This window comes from Symmachiella dynata (assembly GCF_007747995.1).
GTDB lineage: Bacteria > Planctomycetota > Planctomycetia > Planctomycetales > Planctomycetaceae > Symmachiella > Symmachiella dynata.
Map to the genome: position 1 here is coordinate 918,856 of NZ_CP036276.1, position 22,659 is coordinate 941,514.

The 22,659-nt window shown below is 55.6% G+C and carries 17 protein-coding genes; 5 read left to right on the forward strand and 12 right to left on the reverse strand.

Annotation, left to right across the window (positions count from 1 at the left end; translation table 11 throughout):
• Positions 1–145 precede the first annotated feature (145 nt).
• Positions 146–1,363: an IS4 family transposase gene (locus Mal52_RS03540; RefSeq protein ID WP_197533420.1), complete on the forward strand. Its 1,218-nt coding sequence runs from the start codon at positions 146–148 to the stop codon at positions 1,361–1,363.
• Between the two features lie 215 nt (positions 1,364–1,578).
• Here Mal52_RS03540 and Mal52_RS03545 read toward each other — a convergent pair whose 3' ends face one another.
• Positions 1,579–3,150, reverse strand: coding sequence for an N-acyl-D-amino-acid deacylase family protein (locus Mal52_RS03545; protein ID WP_145374350.1), 1,572 nt, complete (start codon positions 3,148–3,150; stop codon positions 1,579–1,581).
• A 189-nt stretch (positions 3,151–3,339) separates the two neighbouring features.
• Here Mal52_RS03545 and Mal52_RS03550 point away from each other — a divergent pair, with 189 nt between their 5' ends.
• Together Mal52_RS03550 and Mal52_RS03555 are read left to right on the forward strand one after the other, a co-directional pair.
• A complete protein-coding gene (locus tag Mal52_RS03550) occupies positions 3,340–3,525 on the forward strand; it encodes a hypothetical protein (RefSeq protein WP_145374351.1) in 186 nt (61 codons plus the stop codon).
• A 34-nt stretch (positions 3,526–3,559) separates the two neighbouring features.
• Entirely contained in the window at positions 3,560–4,933 is a 1,374-nt protein-coding gene (locus Mal52_RS03555) for a sulfatase family protein (protein WP_145374352.1), read from the forward strand.
• Positions 4,934–4,985: 52 nt separating this feature from the next.
• On the opposite strand, the gene Mal52_RS03560 is transcribed toward Mal52_RS03555, so the two are convergent.
• Together Mal52_RS03560 and Mal52_RS03565 are read right to left on the reverse strand one after the other, a co-directional pair.
• On the reverse strand, positions 4,986–6,374 hold the full coding sequence (locus Mal52_RS03560; protein WP_145374353.1) for an APC family permease: 1,389 nt from the start codon (positions 6,372–6,374) through the stop codon (positions 4,986–4,988).
• Entirely contained in the window at positions 6,374–6,922 is a 549-nt protein-coding gene (locus Mal52_RS03565) for a hypothetical protein (RefSeq protein ID WP_145374354.1), read from the reverse strand. The genes Mal52_RS03560 and Mal52_RS03565 overlap by 1 nt, the downstream gene beginning before the upstream one ends.
• 432 nt (positions 6,923–7,354) lie before the next feature.
• Between Mal52_RS03565 and Mal52_RS03570 the strand changes: the two genes are divergently transcribed.
• Positions 7,355–8,896 (forward strand): FMN-binding glutamate synthase family protein, encoded by a 1,542-nt coding sequence (locus Mal52_RS03570; RefSeq protein ID WP_145374355.1) that lies wholly within the window; start codon positions 7,355–7,357, stop codon positions 8,894–8,896.
• Positions 8,897–8,941: 45 nt separating this feature from the next.
• On the opposite strand, the gene Mal52_RS03575 is transcribed toward Mal52_RS03570, so the two are convergent.
• Entirely contained in the window at positions 8,942–9,349 is a 408-nt protein-coding gene (locus Mal52_RS03575; protein ID WP_145374356.1) for a hypothetical protein, read from the reverse strand.
• 59 nt (positions 9,350–9,408) lie between these two features.
• Positions 9,409–12,729 (reverse strand): tetratricopeptide repeat protein, encoded by a 3,321-nt coding sequence (locus tag Mal52_RS03580; protein WP_145374357.1) that lies wholly within the window; start codon positions 12,727–12,729, stop codon positions 9,409–9,411.
• A gap of 217 nt (positions 12,730–12,946) precedes the next feature.
• On the opposite strand from Mal52_RS03580, the gene Mal52_RS03585 reads away from it, so the two are divergent.
• A complete protein-coding gene (locus Mal52_RS03585) occupies positions 12,947–13,978 on the forward strand; it encodes a hypothetical protein (RefSeq protein WP_145374358.1) in 1,032 nt (343 codons plus the stop codon).
• 24 nt (positions 13,979–14,002) lie between these two features.
• Here the strand turns inward: Mal52_RS03585 and Mal52_RS03590 are convergent, their stop codons facing one another.
• The 7 genes from Mal52_RS03590 to Mal52_RS03620 all read right to left on the reverse strand — a co-directional run bounded on the left by Mal52_RS03590 (position 14,003) and on the right by Mal52_RS03620 (position 22,598).
• Positions 14,003–15,118 (reverse strand): sulfotransferase family protein, encoded by a 1,116-nt coding sequence (locus Mal52_RS03590; protein ID WP_145374359.1) that lies wholly within the window; start codon positions 15,116–15,118, stop codon positions 14,003–14,005.
• Positions 15,119–15,427: 309 nt separating this feature from the next.
• A complete protein-coding gene (locus tag Mal52_RS03595) occupies positions 15,428–16,957 on the reverse strand; it encodes a transglutaminase-like domain-containing protein (RefSeq protein ID WP_145374360.1) in 1,530 nt (509 codons plus the stop codon).
• Between the two features lie 71 nt (positions 16,958–17,028).
• Positions 17,029–19,266, reverse strand: coding sequence for an NfeD family protein (locus Mal52_RS03600; protein WP_145374361.1), 2,238 nt, complete (start codon positions 19,264–19,266; stop codon positions 17,029–17,031).
• 256 nt (positions 19,267–19,522) lie between these two features.
• Positions 19,523–19,738 carry a membrane protein insertion efficiency factor YidD gene (gene yidD / locus Mal52_RS03605; protein WP_420824945.1) on the reverse strand — a complete coding sequence of 72 codons (216 nt, stop codon included), beginning with the start codon at positions 19,736–19,738 and terminating at the stop codon, positions 19,523–19,525.
• Positions 19,739–19,841: 103 nt separating this feature from the next.
• The gene (rnpA, locus tag Mal52_RS03610; protein WP_145374363.1) at positions 19,842–20,204 is read right to left on the reverse strand and encodes a ribonuclease P protein component; all 363 of its coding nucleotides are present in this window, start codon (positions 20,202–20,204) and stop codon (positions 19,842–19,844) included.
• Between the two features lie 123 nt (positions 20,205–20,327).
• The gene (locus Mal52_RS03615; protein WP_145374364.1) at positions 20,328–20,993 is read right to left on the reverse strand and encodes an ABC transporter ATP-binding protein; all 666 of its coding nucleotides are present in this window, start codon (positions 20,991–20,993) and stop codon (positions 20,328–20,330) included.
• A 219-nt stretch (positions 20,994–21,212) separates the two neighbouring features.
• Positions 21,213–22,598 carry an ABC transporter permease gene (locus tag Mal52_RS03620; RefSeq protein WP_231962518.1) on the reverse strand — a complete coding sequence of 462 codons (1,386 nt, stop codon included), beginning with the start codon at positions 22,596–22,598 and terminating at the stop codon, positions 21,213–21,215.
• Between the last annotated feature and the right edge of the window lie 61 nt (positions 22,599–22,659).

The following is a 22,659-nucleotide window of genomic DNA, read 5'->3' on the forward strand; positions in this document are numbered from 1 at the left end:
AGTGCGGGCTAAATTGGACGTACATCGGCTACGAAAACATACCGTGGCTCGGCACTGGCGGACGAGCCCAATCCTGTTCGGCACGGAATTTGCGCCATGGGATATGGTAGTCGATAAAACTGCCAATTTGACGGGGAGGCGCCCTGTGGCCAGGAAGAAAGCGAAGCGGGTTTCCGATGCGGATTTGACCGGACTGAAATATCTGAAACGAATCTCTTCGCTGCTCAAACGCTTGCGGCCCGTCGGCTGCGAACGGGACAAAGCCGGCAATCGTGACTTGTTTTTTGATCAGTATTGCGGGTTGATGCTGCTGTCTATGTTCAACCCGATCGTCACTTCGCTGCGCGGCATGCAACAAACCAGCCAGCTCAAAAAAGTGCAACGCTTGCTCGGTTGCCAACGGGCTTCGCTGGGTTCGTTGTCCGAAGCGGCACGTGTGTTTGACCCGGAATTGCTGCGGGAAATCGCCGGTGAACTGCTCCAGCGCGCTCCGCAACGCGCCGACTGCGACCCGCGGCTGAAAGACTTTGCGCAGACCTTGACCGCCGTCGACGGCAGTCTGCTGAAGAAGCTGCCGCAAATCACGCAGGCCTGTTTCGCCACCCGCAACGATCGCGGTTTTAAGCTGCACGCGCACTTTGAAATCCTTAAAGGCGTGCCTGTCAAATCGGCAGTCACTGACGCCAGCGGCCAAGGACCGGCCAATGAAAAAAATGTGTTGCGCAGCCAATTGGAACCGGATCGCTGCTACGTGATCGATCGCGGTTACGAACAATTTTCGCTGTTCAACGCGATCGTCGATGTCGGCAGCAGCTACGTTTGCCGCATCCGCAACGACCGCGCGTTTACGGCTGACGAGGTTCGCGAACTGGACGAGGAGGCGCGGGCGGCGGGCGTGTTGGAAGACGCCATCGGCCAACTCGGTTCGCCCAAATCGCGACGGATTGAGCATCCGCAGCATCGCGTGCGGCGGGTGGTGATTCGCGCCGAAACGCATCCCAAGCGAGGCGGACGCAAGCGGGCCGCTGCCACGCACGACGTCGTGCTGGTGACGAACTTGCTGGACGTGCCGGCGGAAATCATCGCGTTGATTTATCGCAGTCGCTGGATGATCGAATTGTACTTTCGGTTTTTGAAACATGTGCTGGGCTGCCGCAAGTTATTAAGCGACTGTGACAACGGAATCGAAATTCAAACGTACTGTGCGATCATCGCTTGCCTGCTGATCAGCCTAGTGACCGGCCGCAAGCCGACGCTGCGGACGTATGAAATGCTTTGTTATTACTTCCAAGGTTTGGCGGATGAAGAAGAACTACTGGCCCACATAAACCGTTTGCCGCCGCACGCCACGACAAGCGTCTAACCCCACTCGCTCCGCGACTCCCCGCAGATGACGAGCCGCTCAACGCTGCGCTGAGACAACTCCCCACCCCACCAACCGCAGCCCTTGCAGCCACGCCCTCCCCCAAAAAACAAGCAAACACACCGCCACCTTGCCATCACGCCCAACAATAGCAACAATCGAGCCGAACAGGATTGGGACGAGCCGCCAGTGGCACCCTCGAATCAATTTCTTGATCAATCGTCGTGGTGGAATTTCAGATACCGGCCCGGTAGGCCTTCAGACGTTGGATCGACCGCCACGCCATCGGCGATGATCGGGACTCCATTGACCAGCACGTGTTCAATGCCGGTCGATAATTGACGGGGATCTTTATATGTTGCGTGATCCGTGACGGTCTCCGCATCGAACACCACGACGTCGGCATAGTTTCCCTCGCGGAGTTCGCCTCGATTGACGAGACCGAATCGCTGCGCAGGATACCCGGCGAGTTTGTAGACCGATTCTTCCAACGAAAACAACTTCCGGTCGCGGACCAACGGGCCTAACAACCGTGGGGCGGAACCGTACATGCGGGGATGCACCGGCCCGTCTTCGCAATAGATGCCGTCAGTGCCCATCATGTAAAGGTCATGTTGCAGAATTGGGTCGATATGCCGATCGTCCCCTTCGTTGAAGACCAACAGCACGCCCAAGCGTTCTTCGATCAGCAGATCCATCAAAGCGTCTGCGGCCGGTTTGCCGGTTTCGGCGACGTATTCATCGAGCGGTTTGCCTTGGTGCCGGGAATTCTCCTTGGAGTGGGTCCAGGCGATATGAATTTCATCGAGCGGCAGTTTGTAGTTTCTCAAACCGACCTCCGCCCGTTCACGAATTACGGGATCGGCCAGTTTGCCGATGGCATGAATCGGCCCCTCTTCCCAGACGTCGTAAGGGACGAGGTAACTCAGCATCGTCGAGCCGGGCGAATAGGGGTAGACGTCGAACGACAGATCTACTTCTTTGCGCGCGATTTCTAGGTACTCTAATATTTCCTCGACTGCTTGCGGGTCGCCTCCCTTGAGGTGCGAGATGTGTACGGGGACGCCGGCGCGACGGCCGATGTCGACCGCTTCACGAATCCCATCCATCGTGCCGCGTTTGTATCGCACGTGCGAGACGTACAGCCCGCCGGCAGCCGCCATGGCTGTGCAGGCATCGGCCAATTCGTCGGTGGTGGAAAAGCATTGGCAGATGTAATCTAGCCCCGTCGACAGTCCCACACCCCCTTGCTCCATCCCCTCGGCAATGGCGGCTTTGATCTGCCGCATTTGAAAATCGTCGACCGCTCCACGACCCCAGCCCCGCACATTGGCGCGAATATTCGCATACGGAACGTGCGTGGCCACATTCTGCACCGTGCGGCCGTCGAGCAAATTCAGATAGTCTTCCAAGCTTTCCCAGCCGCTGTAGTCGGCCAGTCCCAGTCCGTTGAGCGCCTTGAGGTAAAAGATCCAATCGCGAGCAGTGTGTGGTGTGACCGGCGCATAGGAAATGCCATCGGCCATCAGGACTTCGGTGGTGAAGCCTTGCGTGGTCTTGGGCAGCAGGTGCGGCTTTTTCAGCAGCCAGCCGTCGCTATGGTTATGCACGTCAACAAAACCGGGGGCGACAATTTTGCCGCGGGCGTCGATGCGCTGCGTCGCTTGTGCCGCACTGAGGTCGCCGATGGCGCGAATTCGGTCGTCGGTGATGCCAATATCGGCGCGGATACGCGGGGCTTTTGTCCCGTCGATGACCGTACCGCCTTCGATGATGCTGTCAAACAATGTCAGTTACTCCTGGTGTATCGTGTTCCCTCTATCATCGTGAATAAAAAGGAATTCGCAAGCCGCTCGGTCTCCGGCGTGAAGCACTGAATCAGCATTGCCCACCGCATCCTCGCCCGGTAGGCTGTATTTCTCGCTCGTGGTGAAGAATGGTGAGAGATTTCAAACCGACCTGTTAGGAGACGATCAATGAGTGGCGCAGTCGAAAAAACCGTTACGTTGAAAGACCGTCAAATGACCTACCTGCAAGAAATGGCGGACAAACACGGTCTCGCCGACGCTTCGAAGGCCTTGCGCTGCTTGATTGACTTTTCAATCTCCAACGCCGCCGAAGAATCGCGGATCTTTACCGAAATCCGCTGCAACGATTGTTGAACCGCATTTTTACTTGAGCACGATACAACGATACATGAATTCCAAAACGATTTTCATCGCCGGAGCTGCACTACTCGCCTGTGCAGCCGTGACGGTCACCAACGCTGATGCGGCTGATAAGACGCGGCCGAATATTATTTTTCTGCTCTCCGACGATCAGCGCTTCGACACGCTCGGTTCGATGGGAAATCCGATTATCCAGACCCCGCATCTGGATGAATTGGCGGCTGAGGGGGTGTTATTTCGTAACTCGTTTGCCACGACATCGATCTGCGCCACCAGTCGGGCGAGCTTTTTGACCGGTCAATATGCGCGGCGGCACGGCGTGCACGACTTTCGCACGATTTTGTCGCCCGAAGCGTTTGCTAAGACCTATCCCATGCTGTTGCGTGAGAGCGGTTACCGAACCGCGTTTATCGGCAAGTGGGGTGTCGGTGGAAAGCTTCCCGCAGAGAACTTTGATTACTGGGACGGATTCGCCGGTCAAGGCCGCTACTTCTATCCGGACGATCCAGTGCACATCACACAGAAACTGGAAGAGAGTGCGGTTAAATTTCTAAAGACGGCCAAGGCAGATGAGCCGTTTTGTCTGGCGATGAGTTTCAAAGCCGCCCACTGCCAGGATGGCGACCCCCATCCCTTTCAACCCGACCATCGCTACGATGCGCTCTACAACGACGTCACGATTCCCACGGTCCCCAAAACCGAACCTGCGGTGTTCGAGAACCTCCCCGAGTGGTTACAAACCTCCGAGGGCCGCGTCCGTTGGCAGATTCGTTTTGCCACGCCCGAGATGTATCAAAAATCGGTCAAGGACTATTACCGGCTGATCACCGGCCTCGACCGCGTGGTGGGCTCGATCGTCGCGCAATTGCGCGAGCAGAATTTGCTCGACAACACGGTGATCATCTACACCTCGGACCACGGTTTTTTCCTGGGCGAATACGGTCTGGCGGGCAAGTGGTTGATGTATGAGGAATCGATCCGCACGCCGCTGCTAATCTATGACCCGCGACTTCCCCAAGCAGCGCGTGGCAAGATCTATGATGAGATGGTGCTCAACATCGACATCGCGCCGACCATTGTCGAACTCGCCGGCGCGAAACGCCCCGAGACGATGCAGGGCCATAGTCTCGTCCCCTTGCTCAAAGGCGAGTCGCCGGAGTGGCGCGAAGAGTGGTTTTACGAGCATCTGTTTCCGCACAAACGGATTCCCAAATCCGAAGGGGTCCGCACCGCGCGTTGGAAGTACATCCGCTACGTCGAATCGGACCCATTGCGCGAAGAACTTTACGACCTGCAAGCTGACCCGCAAGAACTGGACAACCTCGCCGGGAACGCCCAGCATCAATCCGCACTGACCGACATGCAGCAACGCTGGGAACGACTCCGCGAAGACCTCCGCTAGTGCTCCGAGGCTTGTCACAATTGATCGTTGGATTTGATTTGGGTGCCACTGGCTATTCAGCATCATTGTGTGATGGCGAGCGATCCAGGACCCAATACAAGGCTCCGCCAGCGGCCAAGGTTCCCAGGCCGGCGATGGCGACGTTTGGTTCGCGATAGATGACCATTCCGACAATCCACAGCGTAAACAGAATGAACAACAGCGGTGTCAGCGGATATCCCGGCATACGAAACGCATCCGCCGATTGGGGATGACGACGGCGTAACACGAAGAGCCCGCAGACGGCCAACGCGGAAAACAAAGACAACGTAAATCCGACATAGGCCATCAGGACCTGCAAGTTGCCCACAACGATCATGAGGACCGCCACGGCCGCTTGCACAATCAGCGCAACATGGGGACCGCCCCGGCCGCGGCGTAACGCGAACCAGCGTAATTGGCGAAAGTCCTGACCAACCGTTTCATAAACCCGCGACCCGGTCATAATCAGCGCGCCGGCCATCGAAACCAGGCCCAGCACGATTAGCAATGTCATCCAACGCGCCGCTGCGGCGCCGAATAAGCCGATGATTGCTGTATTGGCCACCGTCTCCACACCGGCCAAATCCGCTCTGGGGACAGCTGTTAAGTAGACGACGTTTAATCCCAAAAACAGCGCCGTGACGATCAAGGTCCCCAAGCACAAGGCGATTGGCAAATTGCGCCGCGGCTCGCGAATCTCCCCCGCCATGTAGGCAGCGGCATTCCACCCGGTATACGCATAGGAGATGAAAATCAATCCGAAGGCAAAACCGGGATTCAGTATCGCTTCCAGAATGGGCCGCTTATCGTCGGTAATCCGCGACAAATCACCTTGCGACAATCCGGCAATGATCAAAACAGACAGCAATACGACTTTAAAAATCGTAAACAGATTTTGAAAGCGGCTGCCGTGCGCAACGTGCAGTAGATGAATCAATGTCAGCACCAGCACCAAAATAATTGCGATGCCGCTGTTGACCCATTCAAGGTCCCGGGGCGAGGTGTCGCCGAAGAGAAACGACGCCGTCTGGTGGTAACCATCCGGAATGACCGTCTCCAAATATTTCGCAAATGCCAGCGCGGTGGCAGCGATGGGTGCGCAGAATCCGACGATCAAAGAGACCCAAGCCGACGTGAAGCCAATCGCCGGGTGAAACAACCTAGAGAGTATGTGATACTCACCCCCGTTGCGGGGCATGCAGGCCGACAACTCGGCATAGGCCAATGCTCCCAGTAATGCGGCGATGCCTCCCAACACCCAGGCAAACAAAATTGCAGGCAGCGACGGCACGTCGCGGACCAAGTAACCGGTGGTGGTAAAAATACCCGTGCCGATCATGCTGGCAACGACCAACAACGTTGCCGTAACAACGCCCAAAGTCCGCTGGGTCGGGTCGGAGTCGGGAGAGGCCGGTGTCATTAGACTTCCAACCCTCGTTCCGTTCGAATCTCGCGCACGCGGTCCAACACCGCATTCACCAATTCGCCATTACCACGGATTGCGACATATTCACCAACATTGACTGCCAAGTTGATCGAAACCGTTAAAATGACAACCCAGAGATGCACCTGTGCCGCTGTCAAACTGCCCCAGCCATCGAACTTGACCATCGATGCCGGATCCGCGGCTACGCCGGTGATCATCATGCCGATCAACAGCGCGAAACAAACGGTCATCGCCGGGTAAGCCGACCATTTGAGTTTCATGTTCCGCTCACGAAATTCCGGCCCCAACTCATAAGCCGTGCAGGTCTCCTCCAGCCAGCGTCCCGTTCCCATGAAATAGGTCAGCAACAGGGCATGGCAAAAGCAGCACAACAGGATCGCGAAGAGACCGAATTTCATATGAAACGACACCGCATCCTGCGCAGCCATCTCGGTGGCATCGCCGATATTCCAACCACGATAAATGGCATACCCCAATACGGCAGTCTGGACGGTCACCAAGGAGAGAAAAATACGCGACACGATCGGCTTTTCGTTTGAAGAGCGTGAGAGTGATTACAAAACGGAGCTACAGATCCAATTCTAACGCATCCCGCCGCCACCGTACAGAATACCGGGTTCTGCACAGCAACCGCTGAAAGGTGAATTCCCAACATCCCTGGAAGGCCGACAAATTGTGGAAACCACGAAAAACGCGAAACACACGAAAACATGCAGAGAAAACGGTGAAGACCTTCGGCGCCGAATTAGCGCTCAAAGCCAAAATGGATCTAAAATGTAAGTTCTTTTCGTGTCTTTCGCTTTTTTCGTGGTGACTAGACTGGCCGTCTCCTCCGTCCAGATTCTTCTTTCCGCTGTTGTTTTTTGTTACAACCCCCAATCTGTGTTAGGTTGATCACGCTTGAAACCACCCGTGACTGTTTAAACGGGGCATCAACAGAAAGCGACACTGCAATGGCGTATTGGATCTTCGCCGGCTTGGGATTTTGTCTGCTGGCCGTCATCATCTACGACCTGTTGCAAACCAAGCATGCGATACTCCGTAACTTTCCGGTGATCGGACATTTTCGCTACCTCCTCGAAGCGGTTGGTCCGGAGTTGCGGCAGTATATCGTGACCGACAACAACGAGGAGCGGCCCTTCTCTCGTGATCAGCGGCGCTGGGTGTATGCCTCTTCCAAACTGGCCAACAACTATTTCGGCTTCGGTACAGACAACGATCTTGAGACACCCGCCAATCATTTGATCGTCAAGCAGGTGATGTTTCCGCTGCCCATTTATCACGGTTGCGATGCTGAATTTGATCCGAATTTTTCACTGCCCTGCGCCAAAGTTCTGGGAGGAAAACGAGGCCGCCGGCACGCTTTTCGTCCGAAGTCGGTGGTGAATGTTTCGGCGATGAGTTTTGGATCACTCAGCGCGCCGGCCATCGAAGCGCTGAATCGTGGTTCGCAGATTGCCGGTTGCCTGCACAACACCGGCGAAGGGGGCGTCTCTCGTTACCATCTTCATGGCGGTGAATTGATTTGGCAAATCGGTACGGGCTATTTCGGTTGTCGTGACCCGCAGGGAAACTTTGACCTGCAAATGTTCCTCGACACGGTGGCCGCCCATCCGATTCGGGCGATCGAAATCAAACTTAGCCAGGGGGCCAAACCGGGACTGGGGGGCATGCTGCCGGCGGCTAAGATTTCTCGCGAAATCTCCGAGATCCGCGGCATCCCCATGGGGGTCGATTGTGCCAGCCCCAACAACCATCGTGCCTTTCACGATGTCGACAGCATGCTGGATTTCGTGGAAATGCTGGCTGACAAAACCGGCCTGCCTGTCGGTATCAAATCGGCTGTGGGGGAGCTTGCCTTTTGGCAGAAGTTGGCTGAAGCGATGTCGACTTCCGACCGCGGCGTCGATTTCATCACCGTCGATGGCGGTGAAGGGGGGACCGGTGCGGCGCCGCTCTCCTTCAGTGATCACGTCTCGTTGCCGTTTAAGCTTGGCATGAGCCGCGTGTATCGCACGTTTGCCGAATCGGGACTACACCAGGATATCGTTTTCATCGGCTCGGGGAAACTGGGACTCCCCGAGTCAGCCTTGTTTGCCTTTGCACTTGGATGCGATTTGGTCAATGTGGGCCGCGAAGCCATGCTGTCGATCGGTTGCATCCAAGCACAGCGCTGCCACACCGGCCATTGCCCGGCGGGAATCGCCACTCAAAACCGTTGGCTGATGCGCGGCCTGGACCCGACCTCGAAAGCGGCACGGATGGCAAACTATGTCGTCACGCTCCGCAAGGAACTCACCCATCTCTCCCGCGCCTGCGGAGTCTGCCACCCCGCTTTGCTCACCTGCGACCACTTCGAAATCCTACACAGCAATCTCGAAGTCCCTTCGATGCAAGAGTTATACCACTACGAACCCAACTGGGGCCTCCCCAACCCACAAGACGCAGAGACGCTCACACGCTTGGTGTTGGGGGATGTGCCGACGAAAACTTAATGCGAAAAAACGACGCATGATCCCCTTGCTGTTTACGCACCGACTTTACGTCGTGGGATCGCTGTTTTCCGTTGGATGAAATTCCTCCCAGCGCTGCCAGGCGTAGGTCCATTCCATCCACAGCCGCATGAATGACCACATCAGCCGCATTTTGACCAGTTGCTCGCCTTGTAGGCGGGCCTGTTGTTCCATGCTGGAGCGGACGGCATCGGCCAGATTCCAGCGTTGAGCCAATTCGTGCCCCACGCCGTCGGAGGAAAGATCGGGCAGGTCGGCATCCCCATCGAGCACGAAGCCGGTCGCTTCGGCCATGACGAATAACTCGAACAGCCGTTCTCGAAACGGATCGAGTTCCAGCGGTTTTTGTTCGCGTTCCGCCTCAAGAATCAAAGATTCGACGCGGTCGATAATGTCACGGGCCAGTTGTTCACCAGCGGTCAGTTGTTCGGGCATTTTATTAGTAGGCAGTAGGCAGTAGGCAGTAGGCAGTTACGAAATATTCGCTGGTGACTTCAGCGGTAGCGGCGTGGTTTCTTTTTGCCGCCGGCGAATAGTAAATACCCCATCACGCCGACAAAAGCGAGGGTCAGGCCGCCGGCAATCAGTAATGTGAGGTTGCCGGAACCTGTGCTTGTTTCCGGTACTGTCGCGGCGACCGCAGGTGAGTCGGTAGGCGATGCGATTGCAACGTCCTGTTCGCTGGTTGTGTCGGTTGTCGGTTCGGTGGTGGCGATGCTTACCGGCGGGCGCAGATCCGCGGGAGCCGTGCGGCCCAGATCACTATGGATGTCCTTGTTGAGGGCGTTGAGCTTTGTCCACCACGGGGTTTGACTGATGTTGGCGCCGGCGTGCACCGTGCTGGTGATATCTAATAGTGCCAATTCCAGATACCGCACTTGTTCATCGGTGGCCGATTGCGCAAGTCCCAACCGTCGTCGGCATACGGCCAACCAGTATCGGCTCTCGGCGAACAGTTGAGCCCACTCTTGGATTTTCTGAGCGTCGCCTCCTTGCAACATCGCCGTCAGGACTTTTTGTGACAAGGTCCCCCAACCCCAAATGATTTTGTCGCCGCCGCCCGAGGGTTTGACGCCGCCGATGGCCGCTTCCAGATGCTCCGCTGCATGGCTGGGATCTACAATGGCCCAATCGGTCATTAGCATGGCGGCCTCCATTTGGACGTCAATGGCCCGCGCGTTTTTGCTCAGGATCTGCATGATCAATTTCTGGGCTTGTTCATATTCCCCCTGTTGATGTAAGGCCCGCGCCAACCGCAATTGCCAGTTGTCCGCTTGCTTCCTTTCTCCCAACGTGGGGTCGGCTTCATAGCGCTTTAAGGCATCGGTGAAAACGGCAGCCGACCGGGCGAATTTGTCGACCGCTTCGGGAGGTGGCGGAACTTTGCCGTTACTCAATCCTTGACCCAAGTCATAGTAGGTCAGACCGACCCAAGACAGCATTTGCATGGTTTGGTTTTCACGCTCATACATAGCTGTCAGAAATTCTTCGAACGACTTCACTACGTCCGGCAAACGAGGATCGTTGCGACTTCGCAAGCGTTCCACTTCCTCCTGCAATTGTTTACCCAATTGTACAAGTTGGCCGGTCACCACGTCGCTACTTCCCAGATTTTCCAATTCCTGCAATACGGCCTGCGCTTTGTTGATGTCGCGCGTACCAACATAAGCACGCATCGCCTGTTGATAGGCGGCTGTGGCAAATTTGACGCTGGTCACACCTTGCTCCGGTCGCGGGGCGGTCGTGGCGACTTGCGGCAATACGGCGAATTGTTTTCCGGCCAGCAATTCCACCGCTGCGGGAAAATCGCCGGTCTCGTTATGAATCATCGACAAGGTCAACTTGGCATAGGTCAACGAGTCGGACGGTTTTACATCGGGGGCCAACTCTTCTTGCATCTTGGCGATGCCGACCACAAGGTGTTGCCGGGCTTTCTCCAACCATTGTTGCGTCGTTTTATCATCCACCGGTTCGTTTTCATTATTCGAGGCAGCTGCGACATAGGCATTCCAATAGGCCTGTCCCGCTTTCAACTGCGCGTCGAGATATTGATCCGCCGACTCGTCGACTTGATTATAATAGTCAGCGGCTTTTTGATATTCCTTGAGCCGATTATAAAATTCCCCCAGCCGCACCCGCGCATCATCCGCCTTGGGTTGCTTCGGCCAATGGGTGGTAATCAGTTCCGCCATCGAGATCACCGGCTGCAGATCCACCGCATCAATTTCGGCCGAGGCGTCCGGGGAGCGGTTGGCATTGATAGCCTCGATGTGAGCGGTCATCGACAAAAATGCGGCGTCGAGTGCGACGCTGGGAGTCGCGTCTTTGTAGCGGCGCGCGATGAAATCTCCAATCACGGCCGCGTCATACTCATGGTCATCCATAAAGAAATAGGCGACCGCCAGCCAATACCGGACTCGGTTGAGGTCCTCAAGTTTTGTGGTCTGGTCGGACAACTGAATTGCCAAGTTCAATATCCGAACCGCCTCAGCGACTGTTTCGGCACGTTCTTGTTTTGTAGCTTCGATTGCGGTTTCGTTATTCGAGTTTTGGACCTCACGAAGCTTTTGATTCAATGTGCCGATACGTGTGACCAAGGACCGCCCCTCCGTTAAGGCGACGTCAAATTCCTCTGGATCGGTATTTGCTATTTTTAAAAGCCCCAGAATGACCCGTTCTTTCTCTGAGGCCATTTCGCGTAATTCAGCCGAACGTGATTTGATGAACGTCAGGTCAGACCGCGTTGGACGGAGCAATTTCCCCTTTTCCTTTTCATCGGTGCCTTCAACTGCCGCCAATGCTTCGCGGGCGAGAATCCGTTCCCATAGAATCCCCAGGTGATCGCGGGATCCGTATCTGACCCGCTCGCGTTGATTGAGCCATTCGTTGGCCTCATCGATGACCAGTACATGGTCACCACGGGAATTGAGGCAGGCCATACGAAATCGCTGCACGGCGTCTTGGAGTCGAGCCAGCGTTTCATTCGTGCCGGGATGCTTCAGCAGTTCGGAATAGATCCCCAACGCTTGTGACGTATTCCCCAGTTCTTCGTGGCACTTGCCCTGCCACATTCGCGAATACAAACCCACAATCAAGCTGCGGTAGGCATTGTGGATTTTTTCGAATTGTGCGGCTGCTTTTTCTAACAGTTTTTTATTTTCGTCCGATCCAGGGTCGAAGGTTTCGGATTCATAGAAGGTGACATGCGCTAAATTGAATTGAGCCTGCAGATAGTTTTTCTCCGCGGCGCGTCGTGCCGCATACTCTTTGGGGTTCTTTTTCTGATCAATGTGCGTGTCAAATTTCTCGAAGGCTGCTTTGTGTTGGGCCTCCGCTTTGGTGAAAACCTCTCGGGCTTTCTGAAAATACTCGCGGGCCGACTTGCGCAATTCCGATTTGCGCCGCAAATTGGCCGGCGAGCGGGATTGAAACACATCCACCCGCCCTTTTTGCACAAACACCTGACCCAATTCACTGTTCGCCTGAGCGGCGCGTTCATGGTCCGGATTGGCCTTTAGAAACCGTGACAATTCCGCACTCGCCAAATCCAACTGGGCGTGTTGTTCGGCTGCTGCCGTCGATTGGCGGACATCTTCCAACAAGATCAACGCTTTTTCCAACGGCAGTTCTTGGCGAAACTCATCCGATAGGTCCTGCCGAGCCTCCAATTGCTCCAAATACAACAGGGCATAATCAAAATACGCCCTCTCACGCAGCGCACTCAAGAACTCCAAACGTCGATCCCCCACACGATCCTCGGCCGCAGCCACGGTTGTGAGTACCAGCGATATCGAGATGAGCCAAGCGAGTTTCATATTCACATCCCACGATCAACAAAAATTCGCGATAAATTGCAACAAACCAACTTCCCCCAGAATATAGCCCGCCACCGCTCATCGCAACTCGTCACCAGCGGAGGGGGGCTTTTGCTGTACGTTGTGGCGGATTGCGGATTTCGCATCGTGCGGCGTTTGCCTATAATAGGCAATACGGTATTTTTGCCCTCGTGTTCACGCGGATATTGACGATCGCATGCGATTTCACAAAACCGAAGGCCCCAACCCCTATTTCAATGCCCGTGATCAACGCCGGTTGTTGTTGATGGTGGCTACGTTGGGGGCTGTCGTCATGGGTTTCCAATTCGCCGCCCAGCCCGAATCATGGTACTGGTTGACCGGTCCTCCGGTCGATGCACAGTCATCCGCGGCCAATCCCCCCGAAAAACCGATTGATGCGCGACTCAATCCCGAAGCAGACGCGGTGCCACCCGGCGGGTTTCGTGTGGCTGAACCGCTTCCCGCCAATCCGCCGGTGGAAAATCCGCAACAAGTCGACGACAACGACCCCACCCGTCTCGACCCAGCACTGCTTTCCAACCTGTACGACAACAAACTAGGCATTCGCAACGCCGAACAAGGTGCGTACTACAAAATCCTGGCGCAGGCCCGCGACCTATCGGAACAACAATTGGAGTCCGCTGCGGCTGATGACGTGACGTTCGCTCAGATGTTCACCGATCCGGATGATTACCGCGGACGCTTGGTCACCATTCACGGACGCGTTAAACAGTTGACGCCCATGCAGGCAGTCAAAAACGATTTTGGGATCGAGACGGTCTACGAAGCGTGGATGCTTACGCCCGACTCGGGGACCAACCCGGTGCTGATGCATTTCACAAAAATCCCCGAGGGAATTCCCACCGGCACCGATTTGGATCTCGATTGCCGCTTCACCGGGTACTTTTTCAAAAAGTATGCTTTTGTCGCCCAGCACGGCCCGCATTCGACCACCATGCTGTTGGGTAAAGAGTTGCGCTGGACACCGCCGCAAACCATCGCCCCCGAGTTGGGACTGGCGCCTTACATCCTGGGCGTCGTCGTCCTGATGGGCGTTGTGCTCGCAGCCTTGTTTTGGCGCTATTCAGCCGGCGACCGTCGCTTTCGTCGCACACAACTGCAACGCATTCAACATGCGGCACACGAGCCGCTGGTTGATTTAGATACAGCCTCGGTGAACGAACTGCAGCCGGCGACTGAGGAGGAACCGCCCGGTCCCGACGCATGATCCTTGCGCCGCATTTCGCCCCCGTTAGGCGGCGTAATCCCATTCCTCAAAACTTCTTTGCCAAGCCTGGGCGATGGTGGCCCGGAGTTCCGGCTCGAGATCAGGATGGGAGTTTTTCTGGTAATTCGAAATCCCATTGACGTAGGCCTGCATGTCCTCTTTCACTCCGTTGAAATCGGGCAGGTTGAGTTGGGCGTAAGCTTTTTCAATCTCGCCGTAGGGATCGGCATCGAGCGCTTCGTAGGACAACTCGTGGAATTGTCCCTCGGGAATCAGCGAACGCTCTTCAAAGAACACGTCGTACAATTCTTTGTAGCGACGAATCAAATAATCGTCCAGCGCGGCAAAATCTCGTACCTGTAAGCGATGCCAGCGGTCCCAACCTGTAATCAAGCCGCGTGTCGAACGGAAGACGCTATACGGTTCGCGGTGGATGTGAATGAACTTGGCGTCGGGAAACATCTCGAGCAAAAGTTTAATCCGACAGGTGTGCGACGGCGACTTGAGCACCAACGGCTTCTGGTATTTCCAGGTCAGTTTTTTCAGAAACAGCATCAACGCCGCCCGCCATTGTGCCAATTCTTCAGCCGGGACGTCGCGCATTGTCAAATAGCGGTTGTTCTCTTCTTCCGCATGGGGAAACGCCATGCTGGTGTAATTTGAGAAATGCGTGGAGACACATAGCGCAAATTCGTCTTCGTAGGGCACATCGAACGCGAGTTTCACATTGTCGACAAAGCGTTTCTCGGGAACGATCGCTTTGAACATTTTTGTGATGGTCGACTCGGTCGAAAGAAACGAGTGCGGGTATAGGACCTGATAAAAATTGGGGTAGGCAAACCGTTTGTCGACGCACATTAAATTGTGCAGATGCGTGGTGCCGCTCCGCCAATGGCCCAACACAAAAATCGGGGGTTGCACTTCGACATCGCGCACCTTTGCGGAGTACCGCAGGCTTTCGTAATAACTACAGGCAGTCGTGGCGGCGGAGATCGCCGTGATGGCGCCGGCGCGTAGCATACATTGCGGCGCGATCGAAAAACCGTTCGCCCACAACAACTTCATCCAATGCCCCAAGGTGGTGCCCCCGAACAACCCAGGCCCAAGTTGAATGATTAAATTATCTCGCAAAGACGACATAGCAGTTTTGATTGCTTCCTATTGAATTCGCGCCGGCATCTCCGGTGGCGGGATCGTGTGATGAGGAACGGAATCGAGGCGGTGTGCGATTGCGTCAATGTTTAAATTGCCGCACTCCGCGCACCAGGGGCAATTTCCTAACGGCCAATTGCCGTTCAACGGAGCGCTCGTTTGCAGTCTATTATAGACGTTGCCGCCCGATTTTCGACCGTATAAGACGGATTCTGCCACAAAGATCAGCAACACGGCTAACGTTCGCACCGCTTCGGCAATACAGGCAGATTTAACAGCCTACCCTAAGTCAACGAATCATCGGGCATGCTCCACATCAATCACCTCGATCTTTATTTTTGCCAATGCAGTCATCATCGGCAATAATGCCGTAATGGGAGCACCCGCATCATCCGCCATACTGGTTTCGGACAACTTAATGTGCCCGCCGCCGATACCACCGGCACCCAGCGTCGCGTCCAGCGGAATCCAATGCCCCGCCACGTAGACCTCGGTCCACATGTGGCCTCCAAAGCTGCTCAGTCGGTCGACATAGACCAATCCGGCCGCAATTCGTGAGGGGATACCCGCCGCACGGGCCATCGCCGCTAGAAGGACCGCATGCTCGGTACAGTCCCCCTCAAGATTCGCCGCCACTTCAGCGGCGGACGCCATCGCCGTCGAAAAGTTCTTTTTTGTTAATTTTTGATGCACGTATTGTTCCAGCAGCAACGCTTTCTTCCAAGCGTCCTGTTCGTCACCGACGGCGAGCCGGGCATGTTTTGCCACGGTTGGGTCATCGCTTTGTAGAAACGGCGTCGGAAGCGTGTAATCGTCGTCCACCGCCGCTGTCTTAGAATCGCCGGACTTAGGCTTCGCCGCTTGGGTGACGGATAAGGTCACTACTTCGGGATCTGTGGTTTTCTCGATTTTCTGTGTTTCACCGGCGATGAGGAATTGTGCCGGATCCTCTCCCGGCATGGTGATGGAATAGACGACTTTGCTTGCCTGATGCGCGTTTTTGATCCGCGGCACTTTGACCAACGTGCTGATCCCCAAATCCAGCTCGTCCCCGGCCAGTTCTTTCAGTGCCGCAGACTTCTCGACGCGGAACATCGACATCGTCAGTCCTGCCATGGGCAAAGTGGTCCGCAGCGTTGCCCCCTCTTTGTCCAGGTAGGAATCGGAAGTGATTTTGACTCCTCCGGGCAGGGTCATTGTGCTGGCAACTTTCATTAAGTTATGCAGCTTCCCATCCAGCAACTTCACTTTCTCCTCGCCGATTGCCGTGATATCGACCGTTGAAAATTGGAGTGAATCGGAGGTGAAGACTTTAATCGTCCGCGTCTCGCCCGGCTTGAGCGGTTGTTCTTCGAGCAGCCGCTGTTGGTAAGCAGGAGATTTCGCCTCGGGATCCCAGGCGACTTTTTTGTGCGATTTCTTGCCGGCGATCTCGGTCGTAATGTCGAGTTGGTCGCCGGAACGTATTCCGATCGATGTCATGCTAGAGAAAGGCGGGTTGTTCATGCTCATCGAGAACGAAACGACATCCCCATCCGCCGTTTCTTCATACGTTTCCAGCATCGTGATTTTCAACGCTTGTCCGAAACGTTTGATGACCATATGCATTTCGGTTTCGCTGCGAATCAACTTCTGCCCATCGCGCACAACCGGCATGGTTGTCGATCGCGCGTAGCCCACACGCGAATCACCGAGATAGATGACGTCCCACGATTCTTCCTTTGCCGCAGGAGTAGTCGTTTCCTCAGCCCAGGTCGGCGCCGCAAGAAGAAACGCCATCAAGCCAAGCAGTTTCCAGAGGAGCGGCCGGTATCGAATTGAACGCATAAGTCGAGGTCATTTCTGAAATGGTCAGGGGATTCCCACAACCGGTTTGAATGCAGCGGTCATGGCCCTGTTTAGACGCGCCGCACGATAATGTAATTTCCTTCGGCGGAGACGACTTCGATGTCGCTGCCGGCGTCGATGAAAGGTCCATCGCTGACGACGTCGATGAGATCATCATCAATTTTCGCTTTGCCCGCCGGCCGCAGAACAGTCGTCGCGACCCCAGTGCGGCCCACCAATCGTGCTGTCCCAGCACCAACAAGATCCGGTGCCAATTGCGGTTGCCCGGCATGTTCAGCACCGGGGGGCGTGAGGACCAATTGATCGAACAGCGGCATTTTGGGCAAAAATCGATTCAGTACCGCAGCAATGACCACCACGCCAACAATAGCACCTGCTAGCGAGATCACGGAGCGTTCCAGGATTTTGTAATCCATCGAGGATTGCGGAATGACAAATGTCTGGCTGGCTAAAATCAGCGAGGCGATCATCAACAGTCCGCCGGAAACGCCAAAGACCGTCAAGCCGGGGATCACAAACAACTCGATCCCGATGCAGATGATTCCGCACAAGAAGAGCACGACCTCCAACCAACCGGCGGTGCCGCCCAGATAACTGGCCCAGAAAAACAATGCAAAACAAACTCCCGCGCCGATACCAAACAGTCCGCTGGGAACATGCAATTCGATGTAGACACCGATAATACCCAGCACGATCAGCAGCAACTTGACACCTGGCTCGTTGAGCACAAACACCAACGAGTCGACCCACGTCCGACCGACCGCCTGTAACGAAACCTCCGGCGGAATCGAAAGCCGTTCGCGCAACTCTTCCTGATCGGCCACCGGCGCTTCGGCGATCAACAATTCCTCGGCGCGTTCGCCACTGATGGTCAAAAACATATTGTTGCGGGTTTCAGGAACGATAGCACCCTTGATCCATTCGTCCCCTTTGGCATGAATTTCATCTTCGGTCATATACCACACGCGGCCCGTGTCGCGGTGTTTGACCTGATAAACTTCCGTTTCTTTGATGATCATGGATAAGGCCAACGCTTCGGGCCGATTCTTCTTCCGGGCGAGGTCCTTGGCGTCTTCTTTCAAAACGGTTAAGAGTTTTTCCGGAATGAATTGAAATTCTGCATTGGGGCCTTGCTGCGCAATTACACCAATATCACCGATCTTCGCATCCGGATGCATATAGATTTCGTCGCAACCCAACGATATCAAAGCCGCTGCGCTAATGGCTTCGTGGGGAATGTATGCGATGGTCCGAACCTTTTGGCTGTCTAAATCTGCAATCGTGTGGGCAATTTCCTGGCCCGCAAGTAGAACACCGCCCGGCGAATCAATTTCAAAAATGATCAGATTTGCCCCTTCCGCGACCGCTTGCTCGACGTGACGCACCACAAAACCTTGCAGGACCGATTCAATGACGTCGTCGATGCGAATCACCCGCACAATAGGGGCATCGCCGCCGGCGGGGTCTTCCCGCATGGCTTGGCGGGGTAGGCCGTATAATTCGGCCACATCCGATTTGTCCTGTGCCACGGCCGAAACCAAATACCCGCCGTGGGCTGCCTGGCTGCCGGTGAAGGTTCCGGCTCGACCGGGATTTTTGACTGTTTCGTGTTGAGGGATCGCCACCCGCTCGACACGTTGTAAACGTTCGAATTCACCGGGCAACACCAACCGCGTTTCGGTGGCGTCGTTGGGTGGCTCGCCGGATTGAATCTGCACTTGGATGACTTCGACCTGTGGGTCGGTCATCCCCATTGCCAGCGCCGAACTGAGCTTGTTGTTGTGCCGGCGATTGACCAGATTCACGACGAAATTTTGTTCATCCGGATCGAGCGGTTTGCCCAAGCCGATATTTCCCAACGCAGCATCGGGGTGCATCACAATGTCGTTGCAGGCCAATGCGGCGACGACGTTGTTTCCGGAGACGTCCTGCGGAATCCAGGCGACTTTGCGCAGCCCGGGCAGGTCTTTGGAGAGAAAATTGGCCAACCCTTGCACGTTGTGAAATTGGCTGGTCCCTTTGGTGATTTCCAGCACCAAGACGCCTTTGCGGCCTTCTTGTTGCGCGCGGTTTTGTAGCGCCAAGCCCATCCGTTTGACGCGGCCGATTGCCGCATCGTCGATGGTCCCGTCCAGCGTAATGAATTGTCCGATGGCGGCGGCTTGCGGTTTGGCTTGGTCGACATCCGCATCACCCAGCGCCGCTGAAATGGGGAGAAACGCCGCGAAAGCGCCAAGCAGCCACGCCGCCCGCCGGCGGCGTTCCCGGTCAATGCACATTTGTTCCATAGCCACACATTCCGTTTTCCACGAGATGTTATCGATTATCCACCGTCGGCAATCGTCACAAATGCTTTCGCATCCTGAATCCCACACCCGTTGCGCGGTGCCGCAGCGGACCCTTCAATTATAGGGCTGTAGAACCTGCCGTCAATTTCTGCTGCACGCGATTGGGCATTCCCGGCGATTCCATGCGTTTTTAATGCGGAATCTGGAGCTGCAAAATTCGCTCCTGGCTGAGTGTATCTGGCCACTGAAACACCGATTACGGCGGGTCGTAGCCGCCGGGGTGGAAGGGATGGCAGCGGGCGATGCGTTTGATTCCTTTCCAGGCACCAACGATCAAACCGTATTTTCGTATCGCCTCAATCATGTATTGACTGCACGAGGGGTGAAAGCGGCACGTTTGACCGAGTAGCGGGCTGAGCGTCATTTGATACAGCCGTACCACGCCGATCAGGCCCCGGCCGGGCAATTCCAACACCAGTTTCCAGAACCGGCTTTGTTTGCTGTTGTCTGCCAATTCCAACTCTGCCCATATCAACTGATAAGTTTGGGAAACCTGAACAGAACCGCGCGGAGCTTTATGTTGTGATCCGTTTTGCCAACCGCTGAGCAATCCGTCGTAACGACCCGCCATAGTCCGCCAGTGTGCTCTTGGCCCCTTGCCGGGGAATCAGAATCAAGTCCATTCCAGTGGGCAAATCATGTTGATTCAACCGAAATGCCTCACGCAGCAAGCGTTTGATCCGCGACCGTCGGACAGCATTGCCATGTTTCTTGGAGACACTCAGCCCGATGCGGGTCTGTCCCACGTCGTTGGCAGCGGCAAAGATTAACAAGTGGTTATCTCCCGCACGCTGCTTGAGATCGTACACCCGTGTGAAGTCTGAGGAACTTCGCAAATGTTGTGGCTTGCGGAATGTGTAACGGCGGGTGATGGGCATTTGTGGGTGAGTGGCTCGTGGCCGGTGGTCAGTGGCCAGACAATAAAGTAGGCAGCGTTACCGGTTGAGCTTACCACAATCGAGATGGCGTTGGCCACGATTGAGTGGGCAAATTACGGGGGATCACGCGTTGTGGATTTGACCGTCGCGAATCGTCAGCACCAAGTCGGCGGGGTCGATGAAACTGCGATCGTGCGTAACGATCACGATCGTCGACTGTTGTTCGCTGCACAATTCGCGGAGGTGACGATAAATCTCCGCGCCGCTGTCGCTGTCCAATTCTCCCGTCGGCTCATCGGCTAAGACCAACAGCGGCCGTTTGAGCAGTGCGCGGGCGATGGCTACGCGTTGTTGTTCTCCTCCCGAAAGTTGATTCGGGCGATGTTCCAAACGATCACCCAAGCCCACCCGTTTGAGCAATCGCACCGCCTCCTCGCGCCGCTGGGCGGAGATGCCTCCCGGTAAAAAAGGAACCAGTACGTTGTCGACCGCATTCAGGTTGTTGAGCAGATTGAAGTTTTGGAAAATGAATCCCACGTCATCTCGGCGAAAGGCATTCCGCTGCCGCGCGGAGAGTGCCGACAATGCCCGTCCATTCACAGAAATCTCACCCGACGCCGGTTCATCCAACGCACCGAGCAAATACAACAAACTGCTCTTGCCGCTACCCGACGGCCCCACGATGAACGTAAACGCCCCCGCGGGAATATCACACGACACCCCACGCAGCGCATGCACCACAGTTTCACCCGCCAGGTAATCTTGCCGGACGTCCCGAATTTCAATCATATTCTTTCACGTCCCGGTGCAAATAGCCACAGATTGAACACAGATTAAACACAGATTTCGTCGCGTACTTTTTCACCATGGGTGTTAAATAGGCCTTAGGCTATAGACCGTAGACTGTAGGAAATGCATTGGCTACCCAATCCTAAAGCCTATGGTCTAAAGCCTATGGTCTAAAGCCTCCGTGCCTCCGTGGTGATTAAAAAATTCGCGCCGCTTCAATCAGCCGCGGCGGATGGCCTCCATGGGGGTCATTCGTGCAGCCAAGTAGGCGGGGTACAGGCCGCCGGCGATGCCCAAGAGAGTACTGAACGCGACGCTTGCCGACAGCAAACCCGGACCGGCGTAGAGATAGACGCGCTCCGCCCAGTAATAATTAATCACCAGCGTCGCCACCCAGCCGATGGCTGCGCCGATTACGCCGCCGGTGACACCCAAGATTCCGCTTTCCAATCCAATCAACAGCAAGATGTCCCGCCGGGACCAACCGTTCGCCTTGAGGATTCCAAACTCAATCGAACGCTCAGTGACGCTCATCAGCATCGTATTCAGAATACTCACCACGGCGATCGTAATGCCAATGCCTGTCATGATGACTAAAAAAATGTCGAGGTCCGCACTGAACTTTTCGAAGTCATTGGTCCAATCTTCGACGCTGCGGATTTCCAAAGGCAATTCTTCCGCAGGATCGACGGTCCCGTCGTCGGTTTCGTTTTCTTGAGACAGAGCAACCTCGCTCGACGGTTCTTGTGGAGCAACCGACTCGCCGTTGGTTGTTGCGGGGGGCGTAAACAACCTATTGAGCCATTGTGCCAAAGCTCCGCCTTGCCCATTCACTGCAGTGGTCGGCTGCGCGCCCATGGCCATGTTCAACAGGCTATTCGGGTCGACGGCATCCAACTTGCGACCGCGAAACCGATCCTGAACGGCGGCGATGACCGCTTCGCTGTTGGCTCCTTCAGCCAATTCGACATAGTAGGCCGAAACGGTATCCTGCCCGGTCCGCGAGATTCGCCGCACGGCATCGACATCTAAAATGATCGTCACATCCAGGAACAACGAGTTGCAATCATAAATCCCCACGATGGTCAAATTGTTTCCATCGACCCGGAGCGTGTCTCCCAACTGCTTGTCGAACTCCTCGGCGATGCTGCGGCTGATGACCGTGTTGAGCGTGCCGTTATCGGACGGCGTTAAAAACCGCCCCTCTTCGAGGGCATCGCGATAGACACCGTGCCGCAACTGTGTTCGGGTGGCGATATCGGTTCCGAAGAGAAACCGCGGCGGGCTGAAGACCTGTTTGCCTTCGATGATTTGCGCTCGGTTCCAGACTTCGGCATTCACGACCCCCACCCCGGGCGTGTCGGCAATGTCCGCTCCCCAGGCAGAGGGGAGTTTGGAAAACAACGGAATCGGCGCTCCGGGCTGCACGGCGATCAAGCCGGGAATGCGTTCGAAGGTGTCGTGGATCATGCGATCCAGGCCGTTGGCCACGGAAAACAGCCCGACCATAGCAGCAATCGCCACGGTCAGTCCGATCAACGACAACAGTGTCCGCAACGGGCGGGTCAACAAATTCCGGAGCGAAAAGTGGAGCAATGGAGTCATCAAATTTCGTGCTCAGTGGAATTCGTAGGAAGAGATCGGCAGAGCTGCGGTGCAGAATGGT